Annotated in this window: 1 protein-coding gene; it reads right to left on the reverse strand. The window is 75.4% G+C overall.

The features are described 5' to 3' along the window. On the reverse strand, window positions 1-1073 hold a 1073-nt coding region (locus AX685_RS00090; protein ID WP_231738477.1), incomplete at both ends, for a phage tail protein.

Consider the following 1073-nt stretch of genomic DNA (forward strand, 5'->3'; position numbering starts at 1 on the left):
GGTCCAGCGTCACGCGCCACCCCTCCACCGCCGCGCGCGTCACGCGCCACAGCGCGCCGTCGCTTCGCACCGCCGTGCCCGGCGCGATCGCGATCGCGGTCGCGTCCAGGACCGCCTTGCGCGACCGCCGCGACCGTTCGCGCTCGCGGATCAGGTCGTCGGCGACCTGCCGCGCGCGGGCCGCCTCCAGCGCGACCGGCAGCTCGATCGCCTCCTCGCGCCAGCCGCCGCCGGTGCCGAGCGCCCGTTGCACGCCGATCTGGTAATCGCGCGCCGGGTCGTAATGCGACAGCGAAAGCGCGGCGGGCACCGCCTCCACCGGCAGGCGCGCCTCGCGCAGCGTCGCATCGGGGTCCAGCACCAGCGGCGCGCCGGTCGCGCGGCCGATCCGCGTCGCCGCGCCGTCGGGCACCATCCACGCACCCGTCATCGTCGCCAGCGCCGCCACCGCACCCGCCACGCTGTCGCCGCTGGCGGCATAGCCCGCGACCGGATCGTCCGGCCCCGCGCCGACGATCGCGCCCTCGCCCAGCGCGCGCATCACGTCGCCGGCGCGCGGCGGGGTGGCATCGCCGATCACCTCGAAGGTGAGCGAGGGGATGCGGTTGCCGAAATCGGCCAGTTGCAGCGCCTCGAACACCGCATAGGCGATGCCGCGATGCGCCGGCGCGTCGGCCTCATGGCTGGCGATCAGCGGGTCGGGCGCCTGATCCTCGCTACCGTGATGCAGGCGAAAGCCGGTCTGCGTCTTCCAGTCGCCCGCCGCCCCGCGCAGCAGCTTGCCGTCGGCCCAGATCCGCCCCACCCCGGCGATCCGCCGCGCCGACAGCGCGACCGCGAAGGAGGCGGCATAGCTGTAACTGGTCGTGACCGGCTGCCCCTTGCCCGCGCGACCGTCCTGCCGCGTCTCGATCAGGTCGGTCGACCAGATCACGCATCCCGCGACGCGCATCGTCCCGAACACCCTGGGGATGGCGGTGCCGTAGGAGGAGGTCTGCACCTTCAGGTCGGTCAGCCGCGGCCCCTGCCGCCCGCGCGGCGCGAGCACCGCCCGGTCGACCCGCTGTCCCAGC

It is taken from the genome of Sphingomonas sp. CCH9-F2 (genome assembly GCF_001556735.1).
GTDB lineage: Bacteria > Pseudomonadota > Alphaproteobacteria > Sphingomonadales > Sphingomonadaceae > Sphingomonas > Sphingomonas ginsenosidimutans.